The organism is Streptomyces sp. NPDC053673, from assembly GCF_055585225.1.
Map to the genome: position 1 here is coordinate 98,341 of NZ_JBVJKN010000013.1, position 21,272 is coordinate 119,612.

At 71.5% G+C, this 21,272-nt stretch carries 14 protein-coding genes and 1 pseudogene; 11 read left to right on the forward strand and 4 right to left on the reverse strand.

The annotated features are described in order from the left end of the window. Window positions 1-64: 64 nt before the first annotated feature. The 7 genes from pelF to ACZ6ZQ_RS20075 all read left to right on the forward strand — a co-directional run bounded on the left by pelF (window position 65) and on the right by ACZ6ZQ_RS20075 (window position 7,211). Window positions 65-1,579 carry a GT4 family glycosyltransferase PelF gene (gene pelF / locus ACZ6ZQ_RS20045; protein ID WP_469769845.1) on the forward strand — a complete coding sequence of 505 codons (1,515 nt, stop codon included), beginning with the start codon at window positions 65-67 and terminating at the stop codon, window positions 1,577-1,579. After that, window positions 1,576-2,958: a hypothetical protein gene (locus ACZ6ZQ_RS20050; protein WP_469769846.1), complete on the forward strand. Its 1,383-nt coding sequence runs from the start codon at window positions 1,576-1,578 to the stop codon at window positions 2,956-2,958. The genes pelF and ACZ6ZQ_RS20050 overlap by 4 nt, the downstream gene beginning before the upstream one ends. Before the next feature lie 50 nt (window positions 2,959-3,008). Beyond that, window positions 3,009-4,010, forward strand: a complete 1,002-nt coding sequence (locus tag ACZ6ZQ_RS20055; RefSeq protein WP_469769847.1) for an SDR family NAD(P)-dependent oxidoreductase — start codon at window positions 3,009-3,011, stop codon at window positions 4,008-4,010. An 88-nt stretch (window positions 4,011-4,098) separates the two neighbouring features. Then, complete coding sequence (locus ACZ6ZQ_RS20060) at window positions 4,099-4,812, forward strand: nucleotidyltransferase family protein (protein ID WP_469769848.1); 714 nt, start codon at window positions 4,099-4,101, stop codon at window positions 4,810-4,812. Between the two features lie 7 nt (window positions 4,813-4,819). Beyond that, window positions 4,820-5,734 (forward strand): NAD-dependent epimerase/dehydratase family protein, encoded by a 915-nt coding sequence (locus ACZ6ZQ_RS20065; RefSeq protein ID WP_469769849.1) that lies wholly within the window; start codon window positions 4,820-4,822, stop codon window positions 5,732-5,734. Beyond that, the gene (locus ACZ6ZQ_RS20070; RefSeq protein ID WP_469769850.1) at window positions 5,731-6,393 is read left to right on the forward strand and encodes a spherulation-specific family 4 protein; all 663 of its coding nucleotides are present in this window, start codon (window positions 5,731-5,733) and stop codon (window positions 6,391-6,393) included. Before ACZ6ZQ_RS20065 ends, ACZ6ZQ_RS20070 begins: the two co-directional genes overlap by 4 nt. After that, window positions 6,390-7,211: an endo alpha-1,4 polygalactosaminidase gene (locus ACZ6ZQ_RS20075; RefSeq protein WP_469769851.1), complete on the forward strand. Its 822-nt coding sequence runs from the start codon at window positions 6,390-6,392 to the stop codon at window positions 7,209-7,211. The genes ACZ6ZQ_RS20070 and ACZ6ZQ_RS20075 overlap by 4 nt, the downstream gene beginning before the upstream one ends. A 24-nt stretch (window positions 7,212-7,235) precedes the next feature. On the opposite strand, the gene polX is transcribed toward ACZ6ZQ_RS20075, so the two are convergent. Together polX and ACZ6ZQ_RS20085 are read right to left on the reverse strand one after the other, a co-directional pair. Beyond that, window positions 7,236-8,957, reverse strand: a complete 1,722-nt coding sequence (gene polX, locus ACZ6ZQ_RS20080) for a DNA polymerase/3'-5' exonuclease PolX (protein WP_469769852.1) — start codon at window positions 8,955-8,957, stop codon at window positions 7,236-7,238. Window positions 8,958-9,008: 51 nt separating this feature from the next. Beyond that, window positions 9,009-10,349 (reverse strand): hypothetical protein, encoded by a 1,341-nt coding sequence (locus ACZ6ZQ_RS20085; protein WP_469769853.1) that lies wholly within the window; start codon window positions 10,347-10,349, stop codon window positions 9,009-9,011. 284 nt (window positions 10,350-10,633) lie between these two features. On the opposite strand from ACZ6ZQ_RS20085, the gene ACZ6ZQ_RS20090 reads away from it, so the two are divergent. The 3 genes and pseudogenes from ACZ6ZQ_RS20090 to ACZ6ZQ_RS20100 form a co-directional block, all read left to right on the forward strand. Then, complete coding sequence (locus ACZ6ZQ_RS20090; RefSeq protein ID WP_469769854.1) at window positions 10,634-10,843, forward strand: MbtH family protein; 210 nt, start codon at window positions 10,634-10,636, stop codon at window positions 10,841-10,843. 108 nt (window positions 10,844-10,951) lie between these two features. Then, window positions 10,952-13,030 carry a SpoIIE family protein phosphatase gene (locus ACZ6ZQ_RS20095; RefSeq protein ID WP_469769855.1) on the forward strand — a complete coding sequence of 693 codons (2,079 nt, stop codon included), beginning with the start codon at window positions 10,952-10,954 and terminating at the stop codon, window positions 13,028-13,030. Between the two features lie 195 nt (window positions 13,031-13,225). Then, window positions 13,226-15,712: pseudogene (locus ACZ6ZQ_RS20100) on the forward strand (SpoIIE family protein phosphatase); the annotation flags it as partial. 7 nt (window positions 15,713-15,719) lie between these two features. Here ACZ6ZQ_RS20100 and ACZ6ZQ_RS20105 read toward each other — a convergent pair. Continuing rightward, complete coding sequence (locus tag ACZ6ZQ_RS20105; protein WP_469769856.1) at window positions 15,720-16,688, reverse strand: LysR family transcriptional regulator; 969 nt, start codon at window positions 16,686-16,688, stop codon at window positions 15,720-15,722. A 73-nt stretch (window positions 16,689-16,761) separates the two neighbouring features. Here ACZ6ZQ_RS20105 and ACZ6ZQ_RS20110 point away from each other — a divergent pair, with 73 nt between their 5' ends. Beyond that, window positions 16,762-18,282, forward strand: a complete 1,521-nt coding sequence (locus ACZ6ZQ_RS20110) for an aminotransferase class I/II-fold pyridoxal phosphate-dependent enzyme (RefSeq protein ID WP_469769857.1) — start codon at window positions 16,762-16,764, stop codon at window positions 18,280-18,282. A gap of 285 nt (window positions 18,283-18,567) precedes the next feature. Here ACZ6ZQ_RS20110 and ACZ6ZQ_RS20115 read toward each other — a convergent pair whose 3' ends face one another. Further along, the gene (locus tag ACZ6ZQ_RS20115) at window positions 18,568-21,222 is read right to left on the reverse strand and encodes a SpoIIE family protein phosphatase (protein ID WP_469769858.1); all 2,655 of its coding nucleotides are present in this window, start codon (window positions 21,220-21,222) and stop codon (window positions 18,568-18,570) included. Between the last annotated feature and the right edge of the window lie 50 nt (window positions 21,223-21,272).

Here is a 21,272-nt window from a genome sequence, read left to right on the forward strand (position 1 = left end):
GCCGCGAGCGCGCCCGGAACCCGCCGTGCCCTCCGCACCACTCTCTCTGCCGTGGAGCCCATCCATGCACCATCAGCACCGCGCGCCGCGATCAGGCGCGGCGCGGGTCACCCTGCTCACCGAAGGCACCTACCCGCACAGTCACGGCGGCGTGAGTGTCTGGTGCGACCAGCTCGTGAGCGGTATGCCCGACATCGACTTCGACGTGATCGCGGTGACCGGCACCGGGCGCGAGCCCGTGGTGTGGGAGCTGCCGCCGCATGTGTCCGAGCCCGTCTCGGTGCCCATGTGGGGCCCCGCCCCCGCCGGTTCACCACCACGGGGCCGCCGCGAGCGGCGGCTGATGGCGGCGTACGAACGATTCCTCACGGCCCTGCTGGATCCGGCCGCCGAGGACGGCTTCGGACCGGCGTTGTACGAGCTGGCGCGCGCCGCGCGTGACGGGCTCCTCGGTCCGGCCCTGCGCGGCGACCGTGCCCTGCGGGTGCTGACCGGCGTATGGAACCGGCCGGGCCTGACCGTGCGGGAGGCCCGGCCCAGCCTGCACGACGCCGTCACCGCGACCGGACTGCTGGAGCACGCGCTGCGGCCGCTCACCGCCCGCCCCCCGGAACAGGGGGTGGCGCATGCGGTCAGCGGAGGCGTCGCCGCGCTCCCGGGCCTCGCCGCCCTCGAACTCCACGGCGTTCCGCTGCTGTTGACCGAGCACGGCGTGTATCTGCGGGAGCGCTATCTGGGGTACCGGACCGCACCGTACCGCTGGCCGGTGAAGGCGGTGCTGCTCGGCTTCTTCCGGCTGCTGGCGGAGGAGACGTACCGGCGCGCGGCGCTGATCACCCCGGGCAACCGCTACAACCGGCTCTGGGAGGAGCAGGGCGGCGCCGATCCCCGGCTGATACGGACCGTCTACAACGGGGTGGATCCGGCCGCCTTCCCGCCCGCCGGCCCCGAACCGGAAGGCCCGACCCTCAGCTGGGCGGGCCGGGTCGACCCGATCAAGGACCTGGAGACCCTGATACGGGCGTTCGCACAGGTCCGCAGGGAACTCCCGGAGGCGAATCTCCGGCTGTTCGGCGGTACACCGCGCGGCGGCGAGGCCTATCGCGAGCGGTGCGAGGCGCTCGCCGACTCGCTCGGCCACGGCGACGCGGTCACCTTCGAGGGCCGGGTCGACGACATCAGGGCCGCGTACGCGGCGGGCAACGTCGTGATGCTGTCCAGCATCAGCGAGGGCTTCCCCTTCACCCTGATCGAGGCGATGTCGTGCGGGCGGGCGACCGTCTCCACCGATGTGGGCGGGGTACGGGAGGCGGTGGGCGAGGCCGGTCTCGTCGTCCCGCCGCGCGATCCCGCCGCCATGGCCGCGGCGGCGCTGGAGCTGCTGGCCGATCCGCCGCGCCGGACGGCCATGGGCGAGGCGGCCCGGCTGCGGGTGATCGAGCAGTTCACACTCCGTCAGACCATCGACACCTTCCGGGCCATCTACCTCGAACTGTCCGTACGCGGCACGTTCACGCTCGCCGATCCATGGAGCGTGTCCCTCGACGGCGAGACGGCCCTGGGGAGCGTGGCCGGATGAGCGGCCCCCTGCCCCTCGAACCCGACGGCGGCCGGGGCGACGCCCTTGCCCTGCGGCTGGTCTCCCCCGACACCACGCTCACGCTGCGGATGCCGGGGCGCGAGCGGGCCGCCGACGATCCCCTGGACACACTCGCCGCCGAGCTGGCCGACCGGATAGGGCCCGCGGTGCACGCGTACGAGGTCGCCGCCGTGCTGGAGTCGGAGGGGCTGACCGGCGAACAGATCCAGGAGCACTACGGCCACCCGGATCTGTTCTCGCTCGCCGCCGACCTGTACCGAAGGTTGCCGCGCAGCTTCCCCGAGCCGCCGGCCGGGGCGGACCCCTGGGCTCCCGACCATGTCCGGTGCGCGCTGCGCGGGGCGCTGTTCGCGCTGCCGGGGCTGGCGTATCTGCTGACCGGCCGGCTGTGGCACTCCCCGCAGGGCGTGTACGCCCTGGTCGCCGCGGGGCTGCTGTCCTGGGCGTGGGGCCAGGGCCTGAGCCATCGCGCGTATCTGCGGCTGGCGGCGGGGCGGCGGGAGGCGGGCCGGACGCTGCTCATCGGTGCTCCCGCGGGGGCCGTTGTCGCCTCCGTGGCCGGCTTCGCCGTGGCGGGTCCGGGTCCGGCGGCCCTGTTCGCCGTGGGGCAGTCGCTGTATCTCGCGGCGGCCGGGGTCCTGCTGGTGTGCGGCCGGGAACGGATCCTGCTGGGCACGCTCACGCCGCTGATCGCGGGTGCGGCTCCGCTGCACTGGTGGGACCCGGGTCCGCTGTTCCGGGTCGGACTGCCGCTGCTGACCGTCGTGTTGTCCGTCGCCGCCGCGGGCCATGGCGTCCGCGGGATGCTCGGCGCGGACGCCGCGCCCGGGGCTGCGCGACCGCGGCCGGCCGCCTCGCTCCCGTACGGGGTGTTCGGGCTGTCCGCCGGTGCCCTGGTGATGTTCCTGGGGCAGCGTCATCCCCTGGCCGTGATCGCGCTGACCCTCAGCATGGGCCCGGCCGAGTGGCTTCTGTACCGCTACCGGGGGCTGTCGGTGGCGGCGCTGCGGGCGACGGCCGACGAGGCCGCGTTCCGGCTCCGCTCCGCGCGCACCCTGGCCGTCTGTCTCGGCGGCTATCTGCTGCCGCTCGTCCTGGCGGCCCTGCTGACCGGGGCCGAGCCGGGGCCGCTGCTCGCCGTCGCGGCGATGCTGTGGACCGCCCTGCTGCTCCAGGCGTTCGGGATCGCCTGGCCACCGGCCGCGGTCACGCTCGTGGCGGCCTCGGGCCTGGGCGCCGCGGCGCTCCTCGGCCGGCCGCCGGGCCCGACAGCGCTGCTGCTCGTTCCGGCCGGCGCAGCGGGCGTACTCGTCGTCGGTGTCCTGTGGCTGCTCGGCCGGCCGACCGCACACGCCTGATCCACCAACCATGCCCTCCCATCGTCCAACGTGCCTGAAAGGGACAACAGTTGACTTCCGTACCGCTCGCCGCAGTCACCGGAGCCGAGGGTTTCATCGGCTCTCATCTGACCGAAGCACTCGTCGCCTCCGGACACCGGGTCCGGGCCATGGCGCAGTACAACTCCTTCTCCTCCTACGGCTGGCTGGAGACCCTGCCGTCCGAGGTCCTCGACCAGGTCGAGATCGTTCTCGGCGACGTCCGTGACCCCGGTTCCGTCCGCGGCCTCGTCGAGGGCGCCGACGCGGTGTACCACCTGGCCGCGCTGATCGCGATCCCGTACTCGTACCAGGCCCCGCACAGCTATGTGGACACCAATGTCACCGGCACCCTCAATGTGCTGGAGGCGGTCCGGGCGCTCGATGTCCCGCGGCTCGTGCACACCTCCACGAGCGAGACGTACGGGACCGCGCAGACCGTTCCCATCACCGAGGACCACCCCGTCAACACCCAGTCCCCGTACGCGGCGTCGAAGGCCGGCGGTGACCGGCTCGCGGACAGCTACCACGCGAGCTTCGACACGCCGGTGGTGACGCTGCGCCCCTTCAACACGTTCGGCCCGCGTCAGTCGATGCGGGCCGTGATTCCGACCGTCATCGGTCAGGTCGCGTCCGGCGCACGCACCATCACCCTCGGCGATCTGCGGCCTACCCGGGACTTCACCTTCGTCAAGGACACCGCGCGGGCCTTCCTGGCCGTCGGCACCGCCCCCGCCGCGTCGGTCGTGGGCAGGACCTTCAACGCCGGTACGGGCGGCGAGATCTCGGTGGGCGAACTGGTCCGCCTCATCGGCAAGGTGATGGACGCCGGCCTCGACGTACGGGAGGACGAGCAGCGCATCCGCCCCGCGGGCTCCGAAGTGATGCGCCTGGTCGCGGACGCGTCCCGGCTGCGCGAGGCGACCGGCTGGGCGCCGGAGCACAACCTGGAGCAGGGACTCGTCCGCACCGTGGAGTTCTTCCGGGACCCCGCCAACCTCGCCCGGTACAAGACCGACATCTACAACATCTGATCCGCGGGACGTCCGACCCGCGGAACTCCCGACCTGACGGAACGTCCGACCTGCGGAACCTCGACCGCCGTAACCACAGGAAGCTCCCATGCACGCAGTGATTCTCGCCGGAGGCAAGGGCATCCGGCTGCGCCCCTATACGACCGCGCTCCCCAAGCCGCTCGTCCCGATCGGTGACCAGCACGCGATCCTGGAGATCGTGCTCCGCCAGCTCGCGGCCACCGGCTTCACCAGCTGCACCATCGCCGTCGGCCATCTCGGCCAGATCATCCGCGCCTATGTGGGCAGCGGCTCGCGATGGGGGCTGAGCATCGACTACGCGACCGAGGAGAACCCGCTGGGCACGATGGGCCCGCTGCTGACCATGCGGGACCAGCTGCCCGAGTCGTTCCTGGTGATGAACGGCGACATCCTTACCGACCTCGACTACGCCGACGTACTCCGCAGACACCGCGCGTCCGGCGCCCCGCTGACGATCGCCACCTACGCTCGCCAGGTGCACATCGACTTCGGAGTGCTGACCACGGACGCCGGCAAGGTGGTGGACTTCACCGAGAAGCCCCGCATGGACTACCGCGTCTCGATGGGCGTGTACGGACTCTCCCGCGACACCCTCGCCGGCTACACCGCGGGCCTGCCGCTCGGCTTCGACGAGCTCGTCCTCGATCTGCTGAAGAACGGCGACGCGCCGCACGCCTACGAGTTCGACGGCTACTGGCTCGACATCGGCCGCCCCGACGACTACGACCGGGCCAACGCCGAGTTCACCACCCATCAGTCCCTGCTGCTCAAGGGAGCCTGAACACCACATGCGCATCCTCGTCCTGGGCTGCACCGGGTATCTGGGCGGGCACATCGCCGAGCAGCTGCGCGCGCTGGGGGGCGTGCGGCTGTTCGGCGGCGGCCGCGCCCCGACCGCGGAGCTGCGTGTCGACCTCGCCACAGCCGAGCCGGCACGGCTCGCCGAGACGCTCGCCGGCTTCGCCCCCGACGCCGTCGTCAACTGCGCCGGGGCGGTGGGCGGTGACGCGGTGACGCTCGCGGAGGTCAACGCCCGCGGGCCCGCGGTGCTGTGCGCGGCGCTGCGGGAGGCCGCGCCCACGGCCCGGCTGGTGCATCTGGGTTCGGCCGCGGAGTACGGGGCGACCGGGCAGGGGGTGCGGGTCACCGAGGACGCCGCCACCCGCCCGGCGGCCCCGTACGGCGCGACCAAGCTGGCGGGGACGGTCGCCGTGGCCGCGTCCGGTCTCGACGCGGTCGTCCTGCGCGTGGGCAATCCGGTCGGTCCTGGCGCCTCGCCCCAGAGTCTCCCCGGCGGCACCGCGCTGCGGCTGCTGCGCGCGGGGGCCGCCGCGGACGCCGTCGTACGCTTCGGCGATCTGTCCGCGCATCGCGACTTCGTCGATGTACGGGACCTGGCGCGGGCGGTCGTGCTGGCGACGACCGCGGCCGGGCCGCTGCCCCGCGTCCTCAACATCAGCGGCGGCCGTGCCGTGCCGATCCGGGATCTGGTGCACGGGCTGGTGGACGTGGCGGGGTTCCGGGGGCGGATCGACGAGGTGGGCGTCGGCTCCGTCCGCTCGGCGGGCGTGGACTGGCAGTGCTCGGACATCACCGCGGCCCGGACCGCCCTCGGCTGGGAGCCCCGCCGCTCGCTGGCGGACTCGCTCGCCGCCCTGTGGACATCGGTGTCCGCCCGGCCGGAAACGGCTCCCGCGCGGTGAACCTCCTCGTGCCGCTCTATGTGCACCCGGCGCAGGACCCGGACGCCTGGCGGCTGCTCGGTGCCGCCGGGGACCGGCTCTACGGCGTGGTGCTGAACGCCGCTGACGGCCCCGGCACGGCGCCCGATCCGGCCTTCGTCTCCGCCGCCCGAGCCCTTCGGGCGGCGGGCACCCGTGTCCTCGGCTATGTCGATCTGGACTACGGCGTACGCCCGGGCTCCGCGGTGATCCGGGACGTGGACCGCCATCGCGCGTGGCACGGCACCGACGGCTGCTTCTTCGACCGGGTACCGGCCGACCGGTCCGCCCTGCCCGGCTGCCGTCACCTCGTACGGGCGGCGCGGCAGCGGGGTGCGGGCACGGTCGTCCTCAACCACGGGGTCCATCCCGCGCCCGGCTATGCCCGTATCGCCGATCTGCTCGTGACGTTCGAAGGGCCCTGGACGGCCTATCTGTCGTCCTTCACGCTGCCGCGCTGGACCACCCGCCATCCGCCGGAGCGGTTCTGCCATCTGGTGTACGGCGTGCCGCCCGCGCTGGCCCGGGTCGCCGAGCGGGCTGCCCGTGAACGCGGGGCGGCGGTGTCCTGTGCGGTCGCGGACGACCTGCCAAACCCCTGGGCGGCTCCGCCGCCCGCCCTGTTCGGAGAGGCACCGTGACCCGCACTGCCCGGAAAGGCACCGTGCCCCGTCCCTGCCGGCCGCTGCTGTGCCTGCTGATCGCCGTGCTGCTGATCGCGGGCTGCTCCTCGAACCCGTCGCCCTCCCCCGCCGGTGCCCGCTGGCAGCCGCGGCCCGGCACGCCGTGGCAGTGGCAGCTCAACGGCCGTGCCGACCCGGCGGCCGCCGATGTTCCCGTGTTCGACATCGACGGTTTCGAGAACTCCGCGGCCGATGTCGCCCGGCTGCACCGGGACGGCCGCAAGGTCATCTGCTACATCAACGCCGGGGCCTGGGAGAGCTTCCGTCCTGATCAAGCCGGCTTCCCGGCCGCCGTGCGGGGAAATCCGAACGGCTGGCACGGCGAGCGCTGGCTCGACATCCGCCGGCTGGACGTGCTGCGTCCGCTCATGGAGAAGCGCTTCGACATGTGCCACGAGAAGGGCTTCGACGCGGTCGAACCGGATCTGCTCGACGCCCACCTCAACGACACCGGCTTCCCGCTCACGGCAGGGCATCAACTCGCCTACAACCGCATGATCGCCCGTATCGCCCATGACCGCGGCCTGTCCGTGGGTCTCAAGAACGATCTCCCGCAGATTCCCGAGCTGGTACGGGACTTCGACTTCGCGGTCAACGAGGAGTGCGCCCAGTACGGCGAATGCGCGGAACTCACGCCCTTCATCAAGGCGGGCAAGGCCGTGTTCCATGTCGAATACACCCTGGCCACACAGGACTTCTGCGCCCAGGCCCGCCGTCTGGGCCTGTCGTCGATACGGAAGAGACTGGAGCTGGACCGGTGGCGGCAGCCGTGCTGAGCCGCGTCGGGCGTTCGGGCGAGGTCAGCTCTTCGGACGGAGGAAGCGCTTCAGTTTCGTCAGCGTCCAGGTGTTGATGATGTCGTCCTTGGTCAGCCAGCCGCGCTGGGCCGTGGCGACCCCGTAGCGCATGTACGGCAGATGCGTGGTGGAGTGCGCGTCCGAGTTCACCGCGAACTTCACGCCGTACCGCTTGGCGCGCAGTATGTCCTCGTCGCCGAGGTCGAGCCGCTCCGGGTGTGCGTTGATCTCCAGGGCGGTACCGGTTCTGGCGCAGGCTTCGAAGACGGCGTCGAAGTCGGCGTCGATGCCGGGGCGTTTGCCGATCTTGCGGGTGGTGGGGTGTCCGATGACGGCGACATAGGGGTTCTCGCAGGCGCGGACGAGGCGGCGGGTGAGCGCCCGTCGGCTCTGGTTGAAGTGGGAGTGGATCGAGGCCACGCAGATGTCGAAGTCCGCGAGGAACTCGTCGGGCCAGTCCACATCGCCTTCGGGACCGATGTTGAGCTCCGTTCCGTGCAGCAGCCGCATCCCCCGGTGCTTGCCGTCGAGTTCACGAACCCGTTCGCGCTGCGCCAGCATCTTCTCCTTGGTCATGCGCTGCATGGCGAGATCGGGGGCGTGGTCGGTGACCGCGTAATAGGAGTATCCGCGCGCGGCGGCCGCGGCGATCATGTCATCGAGCGGGGCGAGACCGTCGGTGAGGTCGGTGTGGGTGTGCAGATCACCGCGGATGTCCTCCTCGGTCACCAGCTCCGGGAGCTCGTCGCGCAGCCCGGCCGCGATCTCGCCGCGGTCCTCACGGAGCGTCGGCGGGATCCACGGCAGGCCGAGACGGTCGTAGATCTCCTCCTCTGTCTCGGAGGTGATCTTCTTGCCGCTCTTGGCGTCGAAGAGCCCGTACTCGGACAGTTTGAGTTTGTGCCGGACCGCGATCTCGCGGGTGCGGATGTTGTGCGCCTTGGCGCCGGTGAAGTACTGCAGTCCCGCGCCCCAGGAGTCGGGAGGCAGCACCCGCAGATCGACCTGGAGGCCCTTGGTGGTGCGGACGGACGTCTTCTTCTCGCCGTGCGCGATGACCTCGGCGGTGTACGGAAGCGCCCCGAGGGCTTCCATGAAGGGCGCCGACGCATCGGCCGCGACCAGGATGTCGATGTCCCCGATGGTCTCCCGCATCCGGCGCAGCGAACCGGCGTAGGTGCATCCTTCGCAGCCCTTGATCTGCGACAGTTCGGCGACGATCTGCTCGGCCGAGTCCATCGCGGCGTTGAGGAGGATGCGGCTGCCGGCCTTCTGCATGAGGGCGATGCCGTGGAGGAGGTTCTCCTCCGTCTTCTCGCCGAATCCCTTCAGATCGCGCAGACGCTCCTCGTGGATCGCGTCGAGGAGCTGGTCCACCGACGAGACCTCCAGCTCCGCGTAGAGCGTCATGGCCTTCTTCGGCCCGAGCATGGGGATGGCCATCAGCTCGCGGACACCGGCCGGGATGGACTGCCGTCGCTCCTCCACGGCGGAGATGTGCCCGGACGTCAGATACTCCACGATCTTGTCGGCGATCGACTTGCCGACGTTGGGGATCTCCCGCAGCCCCTTGGCGTCCAGCTTGGACACATCGGCGGGGTACCCGCCGACGGCCCGGGCGGCCTTCTCGTAGGAGCGTGCCCTGAAGGCGTCTCCTCCGGTGATGGCGATGAGGTCGGCGTACTCCTGGAGGAGCGCCTCGATCTCTTCGTTGGCCCTGGCCATGGGTCCAGCCTCACACGGTCCGCGGCCGTACGCCCTGCGGGTGTGCGGCCCTCACGAAGCGTCCGGAGGGCCGCGCGTGGCGGCGGGATCCGGGCTCCTCTGTGCCGGGGCGGAGGCGTCGCCGTCCTGCGCCAGGAACTCCACCACCGCGAGGGCGAACAGCAGCGCGAGCGCGAGTCCGACGACGACCCACGCGGTCGGGTACGACCACAGGATGTAGGCCAGCACGGCGGCGGCGACCAGCACCCAGGTGATCCAGGTCCGGTAGCGGCGGACCCAGGGGCCGACGGGCCCGGTGCGCAGGCCCGCGTGGTCCGCGGTGGTGCGTGTCGCCGTGATGCCGGAGGTCCACAGCTGCCGTGCGAGGCCGGCGTACCGGCCGGGTCCGGTGAGCCAGGCGGCGAGGGCGATCACCACGCCGAGAACCACGACGTTGCGGACCGCCGTACGCAGGTAGCGGACCATGATGTCGTACACGGATTCGGCGGCGGGCTGCGAGACGCCCTGGGGCAGGGCGTCGAGATAGATCACCCGGAAGACCGTCAGCCCGATGCCGAGCAGCAGTGTCGCGAACGCGACACCGAGGGCGGCGGCGACGAGGACCTTGCGGCGGTGTGCCGAGAGCAGGACGCCCGCGGCGATGAACACGATGCCGACGATGGGCAGCCAGGTCGCCGCGAGTTCGAGAAGCCGGAAGGCGGTCTTGACCTTGCCGATGCTCTCGGACTGGACGACCGTGAAGCTGGTATGGATCTCGGGGATCTTCGCGGCGACGGTGAGTCCTTCGTCGACGAGCCGTTGCTTGACCTGGTCGATCACGGGGGCCAGGTCGATCTGGACCGCGTTGTCGGTGAGTTCGATCGCGCCGCCGCCGCTTCCGGTGAGCGCCTTGTCGAGCGCGACGTGGATCCTGCGGTTCGCGTCGGTCCAGATGGTCTTGAACGCGTTGGACGCCACGATGTCCTGCGCCCGGTCCTGGACGAAGCTGCGGACGGCGTTCTCCAGGGCCCCGCCGAGCCTGCCGAGCAGTTGCTCCAGCCTGGGGCGGTCGGCCGGGGCCACCTCCTCCAGCAGCTTCGGCAGGTCGATGTGCTGCATCACGACGTCGGTGACGCGGCCCGCGACCGCGGACTGGACGTCCGGGTCGGAGGCGAGCGGTGCGACGGTGGCGACGTACCGGTCGGTGTCGCCGACCTGGCTCGCGGTCCACCGCGCGACCACACTCAGCGGCGCCAGCACGCAGCCGATGATGATCAGCAGCGCGGCAAGGAACGAGCGCAACCGGTGCCGGGGTGGCCGCCGCGCCTTCTGCCCGGCCTCCAGTGCCGCGATACGGGCATGCAGCCGCTCCAGCTCACTCCCTTCGGAGCTCGCGCTCGCGTTGTCCGGCATGCCGCTCACCTCCACTGTCCACGGGCCTCCGCCGGCCGACGGACCGGACAACAGCAGACCCCGGGGAAGGAGTGCGCGCGAACGGAGCTGGGCCGCTCAGGTGAGTGATACGCCCTTACGCGTCGTTCCGGGCGCACCCGCGGCGTCCGACGGTGTCGAGCTCAGTCACGCGGCGCTGAACGCCGAAGGGCCGCCCACCGCTTCGCGGGCCCGTTCATACTGATCCACACGTCCCACATCCACACGTCCCACGTCCGCACATCCGTACGGAGGAGAATCCGCGAATGAGCAACCCGTTCGAGAATGCCGAAGGTGTGTACTCGGTACTGGTCAACGACGAGGACCAGCACAGCCTGTGGCCGGACTTCGTCGAGGTCCCGGCCGGGTGGACGGTGGTCCACGGCCCCGGCACCCGCCAGTCCTGCCTGGACCACATCGAGACGCACTGGACCGACATGCGGCCGAGGAGTCTCCAGGAGTCCATGGGGACCTGATTCCGACTTGACGTGGCGCGGTCATGACGTGGGGGCGAACCGACTTGCCGGTCCGCCCCCGTCGGTGATGGTGGAACCGTGGAGTGAACGGCTCCCGGAGGTGCACCGGTGGACGCAGCGGACAGGGCCCAGGCGGAGGTGGCGCTCCTCAACGCCCTCTTCAGCCAGGCACCACAGGGCCTGTGGGTCCTCGACACCGACCTGCGCGTCATCCGGTGCAACCACTCGGCACCCGGCGTCCGCGACGTACCACCGGAGGACATACTCGGGCACGCCATCGCCGAGTTCGCGCTGCGAGCCGGCACAGAGGAGATCACCTCCCTGGCCGAGCAGGTCCTCCGGACCGGCCAGGTGGTACGTGACCGCATGGTGAGGGGCAGACCACTCGCGGACCCGGACCGGGAGCTCGTGATCTCGCTCTCCCTGTTCAGGCTGCACGACGCGGACGGGCAGACGCTGGGCCTCGCGGCCATCGTCGACGATGTGACCGAGCGCGAGGCCGCCCTGGAGCGGCTGGACGTTCTGCATGAGGCACAGGGCTCCGTCGGCACGTCCCTCGACGCGTTCCGTACGGCGGAGGAGCTCGTGGACGTTCTCGTACCGCGCCTCGCCGACGCGGCGGCGGTGGACCTCGTCGACGAGGCACTGCGCGGGCTGGCCCCCAGGCGCGGCCCGCTCGCCGCGGACACACCGCTGCGCCGGGCGGCGTTCCGGTCCGTGCGCGGCGGTGAAGGCCCACTGTCGAAGGGCGAGCTGAGCACTTTCCCCTTCCCCACACCGTTCACCCAGGCCCTCAACGACATGCAGCCACGGCTCGTCGCCCGTGTCGATGCGGGCGACGCCTGGATCGGCGCGGACCCGGACCGCTGGGAGCCGCTCGTGTCCGCGGGGGTCCATTCCCTCATCGTGGTGCCGCTGAAGCTGCGGGAGACCCTGCTGGGCCTGGCCTCGCTCTACCGTTTCGTACGCCGTGATCCCTTCGACGACGACGACTACGCGCTGGCGACGGAAGTGGTCGCGAAAGCCGCCGTGCACATCGACAACGCGCGCAACTACGTCCGCGAACGCGATATCGCGACCACGCTGCAACGCAGTCTCATGCCCGACCGGCCGCCCATACTGTCGGCCGTCGACACCGCGTACGCCTATCTGCCCGAGGGCGCGGGCGGCGACTGGTACGACGTCATTCCGCTGTCGGGCGCCCGGGTCGCCCTGGCCGTCGGCGATGTCGCCGGACACGGCATCGAGGCCGCCGCGGCCATGGGACAGTTGCGCACCGCGCTCCGCACCCTCGCCCTGCAGGACCTCGAACCCGACGAAATGCTCGCGCGGCTCGACGAGACCGCCACCTTCCTCGCCCGCACCCACACGTCCCTGGGACCCGGCGGCGACGCGGCCCAGGATTTCCTCGCCACCTGCCTCTGCGCGGTGTACGACCCCGTGTCCCGCTCCTGCACCGCCGCGCGGGCGGGCCATCAGCCGCCCCTGGTGCTGGGGCCCGACGGCTCCACGACGCCCTTCGACGTGCCGACCGGCCCCCCGCTCGGCGCCGGCGGCGCGGGATACGCCTCCGCCACTACCACCCTGGCGGAATCCAGCCTGCTCGCCCTGTACACCAACGGTCTGGTCATGGCCCGCGGCCGGGACGCCGACGCCGCCAGGTCGAGGCTCCACGGGATCCTCACCCAGCCCGACGCAGCGCTGGAGCAGCTGTGTGACGCGGCCGTCTACGAGCTGGTTCCGGCGAAGCCGGAGGACGATGCCGTACTGCTCCTCGCCCGTACCCGTGCACTGCGCGCCGACCGCGTCACCGTGTGGACGCTCCCCGCGCGCGAATCGGTCGTCGCCACGGCTCGCCGGCTGGTCGAGCACCAGCTCTCGGCGTGGGATCTCGCCGACGCCGTCTTCACCACCGAGCTCATCGTCAGCGAGCTGGTGACCAACGCCATCCGCTACGGCCAAGGACCGATCGAACTGCGGCTCATCCTCGACCGCAACCTCATCTGCGAGGTCTCCGACACCAGCAGCACCTCGCCCCACATGCGCCACGCGGCGCCGACCGACGAAGGGGGCCGCGGACTGTTCATCGTCATGCAGCTCAGCGACCGCTGGGGCACCAGGACCGCAGGGGAAGGCAAGACCATCTGGTCGGAGCAGGCGCTCCCGGACGGCAGGGCGCTGTCGTGAGCGCCTCCGTACCGAGCGCACCTCGCCGCGCACCACGACCGGTCACGAGCGCCGTACGCACGGCCATGGCCGAATCCACAACCCTGCCAGTAGGGTCTTCGCCGACGGGCCACTTCCCCCGCAGGGCTCGTCACCTTCCGTTCCTGACTCGCCCCCACGGTCCGGGGCGCGACAGCATGGAGTGAGAGCGTCGGCGACGGCTGCACCCTCAGGGAGGCGGTAGAGGCGGTGAGCAGGCAAAGCTTTGCGTTCTGCGGGGCTGAGCTGGCGGCTGTCTATGTGCTGGCCGAAGGGGGCGAAGAACTCCATCTGGCCGAGCTGACCGGGAACCGCAGCATGGTGTACGGACTGCCGGCGGTACTTGCCGTTTCCGGTCACTTCCCCGCGGCCGAAGCCTTCCGCTCGGGCCGTCCCCTGTGGCTGAGTCCGAAGGAACTCGCGGCCTACGTCGAAAGCGATCCCCACCATTTTCCCGGCCGGGTTCTCCGGAACGGCGGCGGGATGTCGCAGGCCAAGGTCTCGCTGGGCGCACTGCCGCTGGGGCGGGGCGCCAAGGAGCTGGGCTGTCTGGTCGTCGCCGGTGAGGTCCCGGACGGCTTCAGTGCCGACCGCCGCGATCTGCTGGAGCTCTACGCCGACCAGGTGGCCGCCGGACTCGAATCGGTCGCCGCCCGCGTCTCCGGGCGGCAGACGGCGCCACGGCCGCCGCTGGCCCACACCCTGGTGCCGCTCCTCGGCGGTGCGTTCATCCTGGAGCTGAGCACCGGGCACATGGAGGCGCACGCGCACGTGCTGGAGCTGCTGGGCATCGCTCCCGAGGACTTCGACGGACGGGTGGAGACCCTCCTGTCATGCGCCGTCCCGGAGGACATCCCCGCGCTGATGGCGATCGTGGAGCCGGGCCAGCTGTCCTCCGCCACGCAGCAGCTGGCCTTCCGTATCCGCCGGCCCGGCGGCGAGCTGCGCTGGCTGGGGCTGCGGTGCCGCGTGCTGGTGGCCACCGACGGCACGCCGGAGCGCGTGCTGGGTGTGGTCGCCGACGCCTCCTATCTGCGTCCGAGCGCCGACGAGGTCTCCGTCGTGCAGCGGCTGTCGGCCAGGCTGGCCGGTGCCGCGACCATCCGGGACGTCAGCCAGACGGTGGTCGCCGCCCTGCGCGACCCGCTGGACGCCAGCCGGGTCCTGGTCGCCGAGATGGAGGCCGACCGGCTCGTGGTCACCGTCCTGGACCCTCCGGAGCCCAATGCCTGGCCCGACGTGTGGCGGGCCGCATGGCGGTCCGAATGGCCGGACGCGTCGACCCACGACCTGCCCACCTTGCAGAGCGCGCTGCGCGAGGGCCATGTGAGCCTGTGGCCACCGGGCGCGGACCTGGAGCCCGGGCTCCTGGGCATCGGCCCCGGCGGCCTCGCGGTCCTGCCGCTCCCGGCGGACGGCCGGATGGTCGGTGTGTGCCTGGTGGGATGGGACGAGGAGCACCGGTTCGGACCGGAGGAGCGGGCGCTGCTGACAGCGACCGCGGGTCTGGTGGGCCACGCCCTGATGCGCGCGCACGCGCTGGACGCCGGGCACGAGCTCGCCACGATGCTCCAGCGCAGCCTGCTGCCCCGCAAGCTCCCGGAGCTGCCCGGCGGGGAGGCCGTCGCCCGCTATCTGCCCGCGACGGTGGGCCTCGAAGTGGGCGGCGACTGGTACGACGTCATCCCGCTCGGCGAGGGTCATGTCGCACTCGTCATCGGGGACGTGCAGGGGCACAGCGCCGGCGCCGCCACCATCATGGGCCAGATGCGCACGGCCGTCAGGGCGTACGCGGTCGAGGGCCATCCGCCCGATGTGGTGGTGTCCCGCGCCAACCTCCTGCTCGTCGGCATGGAGACCGATCTGTTCGCCACCTGCGTCTACGTCGACCTGGACATGGAGGAGGGCATCGCCAGGTGCGTGCGCGCCGGCCATCTGCCCCCGGTGCTCCGCCACCCGGACGGCAGCACCGAGCAGATGGCGGTCGAGGGCGGGCCTCCCCTGGGAATCCTCGCGGACGCGGAATTCCCCATGACCGAAGCCGGCTTGGTGCCCGGCACCCTGCTCACCCTGCTGACGGACGGTCTGGTCGAGTCGGCGAACCTCCACCTCGACGACGGCCTGAACCGCGTGTGCGATGTGCTCGCCGCGGCCGACCCGGCCGACCCCGGACGTGTGGCCGACGAACTGCTCGTGGGCGTCACCCGCCGCGACGACGACGTGGCGTTGCTGCTCCTGCGCTACGACGGCACGCGCGTCAGGCCGATGCGGACCCACTGGACGGTGTGGCGGCTCCCCAACGCGGTGATGCACGCCCGCCGCTTCACCGCACGCACGCTGCGCTCCTGGGGTGTGGTGGACGAACTCGACGCAGCCCTGCTGGTCGTGTCCGAGCTGGTCACCAACGCCATCGCCCACACGCGGGGAGAAGTACGCCTGGATCTGACACTGTCCGCCGACCGGCTGCGGATCTCCGTGAACGACACCTCGCCCCGCAGTCCGGTCAAGCCGGCGCAGCTGGACTGGGAGGCGACGGGCGGCCGGGGACTTCTCATCGTCGAGGCGCTGACGACATCCTGGGGCTCGGTACCGCTCAGCAGCGGCAAGCAGGTGTGGTCGGAGCTGCCCCTGGCGCCGCGCGAACGGCTGACCAAGGACGAGTGAGCCTCACCTACTCCGGGCCGGCGTCCGTGTCGGCGTCCGCGTCCGCGTCGGTGCCGGCATCGGCGGCGCTCCACCGCTGCTCGATCTGCCTCGCCTGTTCCGTGAGGGCCGCCACCAGCTCCTGGATGCTGCGCGCGGCCGCACTGCGGAGAACGGCGACGCTGATCTCCCGGGCCAGCGGGGCACCCTTGAGCTGTCGCACGGCGACGTCCTCGCGCGGTGTACCGACGGCGAGCCGGGGGATGAGCGCCACTCCCGCGCCTGCCGCGACGAAGCCCTGGACGACCGCGTAGTCGTCCGTGCGCAGGGCATGCACCGGCTCGAAGGAGTACTGGGCACAGGCCCAGGCCAGGAGGCGGTCGCACGGGTCGCGGGGGTCGGCCGCGCCGATCCAGTCGTCGTACCTGAGTTCTTCGAGGGGTACGTGCGTCAGGCCGGCGCACCGGTGGTCCTCGGGCATCACCAGTTGCAGCGGATCGTGCAGCAGCGGATGCAGCTCGAAATCGTCGTCGAGATCGAGGCGGTCCCCCGGCTGGGAGAAGACGAGGGCGGCGTGGAGCTCACGCGCGCGCAACCCCTGCAACAGGGTGGGCAGTTCGCCTTCGGTGAGTGAGATGTGCACCCCGCCCTGCCGGAGGGCCTTCACCGCGGGTGGCAGCAGCAGCGCCCCGGCCGTGGGAAACGTACCGATGTGCAGGGTGTGCGTACCCCGCTCGGCCAGATCCCGGACCTCCCGCTCGGCGAGCCTCAGCCGTTCGAGCACTGCCTCCGCATGCGGCAGCAGTGCCGCGCCGAGCTCGGTCAGTACGGCCCCACGCGGCCCGCGCTGCACCAGGCGCGCGTCGAAGTGCGCCTCGAGCACCCCGAGGTGGTGGGTGATCGTGGGCTGCGTGTAGTGGAGTGCGCGGGCGGCGGCGGCGAGCGAGCCCTCCTGTGCGATCGCCTTCAGGACGTGCAGCTGACGAAGCTCGAGCATATAGACAGTATATGGAGGGCTGCTGGTAACTCCTGTATTCCTCGATAGCTCCCGGGCTGCCACGCTCACGGGCGTGAACAGCACGACCACCGCACCGGCCCAAGTACGACGGTTGACCGGATCCGGGCAGCACCGCGCTCCGTACGCCGAAGCGCTACGGGCCCACGCGCGCCGCAGCTGGGTCCGGCTGAATGTCCCCGGGCACTCGGCGGACACGACCGGTTTCGAACCGCTCGCCGCCCTTGTCGGCCCCGATGCGCTCCGCCTGGACTTTCCGCCGCTCCTCGACGGAATCGATCTCGGCAGCACGGCGCCGCTGCACGAGGCGCTCGCCCTGGCCGCGGAGGCCTGGGGTGCCCGGCGCACCTGGTTCCTCACCAACGGCGCCTCACAGGGCAACCAGATCGCGTCGCTCGTGGCACCGGCGCTGGGCCGCACCCTGGTGGTGCAGCGCAGCGTCCACTCCAGCGTCATCGACGGACTCGTGCTGTCGGGGCTGGACGCCGCTTTCGTACAGCCGTCGGTCGACGCGGACCAGGGCATCGCCCATGGAGTCGCTGCCGAGGACCTGGCCCGGGCCCTCGCCGAGCACCCGGGAGCGGCGGCCGTCTATGTCGTCTCCCCCAGCTACTTCGGTGCGGTCGCCGATGTCCGCGCCCTGGCGGAGACCGCCCATGCCGCGGGGGTTCCGCTGATCGTGGACGAGGCGTGGGGCGCGCACTTCGGCTTCCACCCCGCCCTCCCCGGCAACGCGCTCTCCCAGGGCGCCGATCTCGTCACGTCCAGCACACACAAGCTGGCGGGCAGCCTCACCCAGTCGGCCATGCTCCACCTCGGCCACGGTCCCTTCGCCGACCGGCTGGAGCCGCTCGTGGACCGTGCGTTCCGGCTCGTTCAGTCGACGAGCGCGAGCGCGCTGCTCATGGCATCGCTCGACGTGGCACGGGCGAGCCTCGTGCAGGGCCGCGACGCCGTCGGCGCGTCCGTGGAGGCCTCGGACAAGGTGCGCCGGGTGATCCGCAAGCTCGGACGGTACGCGATCGTCAGCGACACCTTCGAGCTGTTCCCGGACATCGCCGCCGCCGATCCCCTGCGTATCGCCATCGACACCCGAATCGGCGGCATATCCGGTCACGAGGCACGCAGGCTCCTGTCCCGCGATCACCAGATCATGGTGGAGGTCGCGACCGACTCCGCGATCGTCGCCGTGGTGGGGGCGGGGGCCTCTCCCGATACGGACCGGTTCATCGAAGCCCTGCACTGCCTTCCCGGCCCCCTGGCGGGCACCGGCGCGAACGAACGGTCCCGGTTGCGGCTGCCGTCTCCGGGCCCGGCCAGGCTGACGGCCCGCGAGGCGTTTCTCAGCCCGTCGTGCACCGTGCCCGCCGCGGACGCCGTCGGCATGATCTCGGCGGACACCCTGGCGGCCTATCCGCCGGGCATCCCCAACGTGCTGCCGGGCGAGGTGATTACGGCCGAAGTGATCGATTTCCTGCAGCGCACCGCCGCGGCTCCCAGCGGTCATGTCCGTGGCGCACTCGACCCTGCCGTCTCCCGCCTCCGCGTCGTCCACCCCGGCGCACTCCCCTCGTAGCGGACCGCCCGCCGCCCGCGTCCGAACCCTTGGAGAAACCACCATGACCAGACACCTCGCCGCACGCCGTGCCGTGGCAGCCGTCGCCGTGACCGATCATCGCCAAATGGGGCGTCGCGGACGGCGCGGTGACCCAGGCCAGGATCAACGGCGGTACGTGACCGGCGAAGCAACGTCGTTGAGCCGTTGAGAGTCAACACCCTCACGTACGTTGAGAGTCCTCCGACGGCAACACTCGGGGTGGGGGCGGTGCGGGATCCCGTACCGCCCCCACCCGTCCGCGTCTCACGGAAGTGGCTGTTCCGTCCAGATGACCTTGCCGGAGCCGGAGTACCGGGTGCCCCAGCGCTCGGCGAACTGGGACACCAGGAACAGGCCGCGCCCGCCCTCGTCCGTGGCCGCCGCCCGCCGCAGATGGGGGGCGGTGCTGCTGCCGTCGGAGACCTCGCAGATCAGGGAACGGTCGCGGATCAGGCGTACCCGGATGGGTCCGGTGGCATGGCGGATGGCATTCGTGACCAGCTCGCTGAGGATCAGCTCGGTGCTGAACGCCCCGTCCCCGAGCCCCCAGGCGTCCAGCGTCCGGGCGACATCGGCCCGTACCCGCCTGACCGCCGACGGGTCGCTCGGCACGTCCCAGGAAACCGTTCGGTCCCCGTCCAGCGCGCGCGTGCGGGCGACGACGAGCGCGACATCGTCCAGGGGCCGCTCGGGCAGCACGGCGTCGAGCACGGCGCGACAGGTCTCCTCCGGCGCCCGGCCGGTGTGGGCCAGGGCGCGGCGCAGCAGCTCCAGCCCCTCGTCGATGTCACGCTCGCGGTCCTCGATGAGTCCGTCCGTGTAGAGCACCAGGCTGGTGCCTTCGGCGAGGTGCAGCTCTGTGGTCTCGAAGGGGAGGCCGCCGAGGCCGAGTGGCGGACCGCCGGGCGTGCCGGGGAATTCGACACCGCCGTCGGGGTGCACGATCGCCGGCTCGAGGTGGCCCGCGCGGGCCATGGTGCACGTGCCGGAGTTCGGGTCGTAGATGGCGTACAGGCAGGTCGCCCCGGTGACCGTCGTGGCCCCGCCGCCGCTTTCCTCGTCCTGGTCGATACGGCTGACCAGCTCGTCCATGTGCCACAGCAGTTCGTCGGGTGGCAGGTCCAGGGTGGAGAAGTTGTTCACCGCGGTGCGCAGTCGGCCCATGGTGGCGGCCGCGTGGAGCCCGTGGCCGACGACGTCTCCCACGACGAGTGCCACACGGGCGCCGGGCAGGGGGATGACGTCGAACCAGTCACCGCCGACGCCGCCGAGGCCCGGCTGTGCGGGCAGATAGTGGTAGGCGACTTCGAGAGCGTTCTGCTCGGGGAGGGCACGCGGCAGCAGACTGCGCTGCAGGGCGACCGCCATGCCGTGCTCGCGGGTGTAGCGGCGGGCGTTGTCGATGCTCACGGCGGCTCGGTTGACCAGTTCCTCGGCGAGCGACACGTCGTCGTCGTCGAAGGGCCCGGGCTTCTGCGAACGCCAGAAGGTGGCGACGCCCAGGATGACCCCGCGGGCCCGCAACGGAACGGCGATCATCGAATGGATTCCGTACGCGACCAGTCTGCGGGCCCGTTCCGGCTCCTGTCCCTGCCAGCCGGTGAACGCGGCCAGATCGGCCTCCACGGTGGTCGTCCCCGTGTGGTAGGAGGCTGCCTGCGGCGTGGCCGGGACGAAGTGGATCAGCCTCCAGCGCGGATAGTGCGGGGCGTCGTCCCGGATGCCCGCGTAGGCGACACGGCGCAGGTCGGTGCTGCTCTCCACGGGCTCCTCGCCCTGGAGCACAAGGTCCGGCAGGTCGACGGAGACGTAGTCGGCGAACCGCGGGACCGCGAAGTCCGCGAGCTCCTGGGAGGTGCGCACCACGTCGAGGGTGGTGCCGATCTTCATCCCGGCGTCGTACACGAGCCTCAGGCGCCCCTGTGCGGTGTCGGCCCTGCCGCTGAGCGCCCGCAGTTCGGTGGTGTCCCGCAGGGTGGCGACCGTGCCGGGCGGCCCGCCGCCCTCGGTCGTCGACCGCTGACTCACGGCCACCAGTTGGCCCTCGATCACATGCACCTCGTCGGTGACCGGGCGTCCGGAATTCAGCAGACGGGCCATCTCCGGATCGATGCCGAGTTCGAGGACGGACCGCCCCTCCGGGTCCGGGGGGAGTTCGAGCAGCCGTCGTGCCTCGTCATTGGCCAGCACCAGCTTCTGGTCCCCGTCGACGATCAGCACCCCCTCCCGCACGGCGTGCAGGACGGCGTCGTGGTGTTCGTACATCCGGGTCATCCCGACGGGCCCCAGCCCATGGGTCTGATACCGCAGCCGCTTGCTGATCAGCGCGGACCCGGCGGTGGCGACCGCCAGGGCTACCGCGGCGGTGCCGAACAGCAGCGGCAGATTCTGCTCGACGAAGCCGCTCACCTGCTCGATCGTGATCCCGGCGGCGACGAGGCCGATCACCCGCCCTTTGGCGTCGGTGACGGGGACCACGGCACGTATGGAAGGACCGAGGGTGCCTGTGACGGTCTCCGTGACGATCCCGCCCTTCGCCGCCGGCTCGGTGGTGCCGATGTACTTCTTCCCGATCTGGGCGGGGTTGGGGTGGGTGTAGCGGATGCCCTGCGGCGTCATGACGACGATGAAGTCCACACCGGACAGCTCCCTGGCCCGTTCCGCCCGGGGCTGCAGCGCCGCGGTCGGGTCGGGGCTCTCCAGGGCCTGCTCGACACCCGGCGCGTGCGCGAAGGTCTCGGCCACCGCGACCGACCGGTTGCGGGCTTCCCGCTCGCTGTCGTTCCGGGACTGGAACAGCAGGGTCACGACCGCCGCGATGACGAGCAGCACCGCGACCGCCACCTGCAGGACGAACACCTGGCTGGCGACGGCCCGCGCACTTACCACCGAGCGCAAGCGGCCGATGACTCCCGCCATGTTCCCATCTAAACACCGCCCGCACACGGTGGGCGAACGCTTGCGGGCAG